Genomic DNA, 345 nt, shown 5'->3' with positions numbered 1-345 from the left:
ATTCGAACCCCCGCGCGACTCTCGCCGCCTGTCGGTTTTCAAGACCGATCCCTTCAGCCGAACTTGGGTATACCTCCGAGATATAAACTTTGAGTGGTGGACCTTGTAGGACTCGAACCTACGACCGGACGGTTATGAGCCGTCTGCTCTAACCAGCTGAGCTAAAGGTCCTTATGGTAGCGGCGGAGGGGATCGAACCCCCGACCTCACGGGTATGAACCGTACGCTCTAGCCAGCTGAGCTACACCGCCATAAGTAATATAAAAATAAGTGGAGCCTAGCGGGATCGAACCGCTGACCTCCTGCGTGCAAGGCAGGCGCTCTCCCAGCTGAGCTAAGGCCCCA

Annotated in this window: 3 tRNA genes; all 3 read right to left on the bottom strand. The window is 56.5% G+C overall.

Annotated features, from left to right (window positions below):
* Nucleotides 1-94 precede the first annotated feature (94 nt).
* Nucleotides 95-171 (bottom strand) — tRNA-Ile (locus JDS81_RS29880).
* 3 nt (nt 172-174) lie between these two features.
* A tRNA-Met gene (locus JDS81_RS29875) sits at nt 175-251 on the bottom strand.
* Between the two features lie 20 nt (nt 252-271).
* Nucleotides 272-344 (bottom strand) — tRNA-Ala (locus tag JDS81_RS29870).
* Nucleotide 345 lies beyond the last annotated feature (1 nt).

Source organism: Bacillus cereus group sp. N31, from assembly GCF_016483245.1.
Lineage (GTDB): Bacteria > Bacillota > Bacilli > Bacillales > Bacillaceae_G > Bacillus_A > Bacillus_A toyonensis.
The sequence above is the reverse complement of the archived record's forward strand: the minus strand, read 5'-3'. Positions and strand labels throughout refer to the sequence as shown.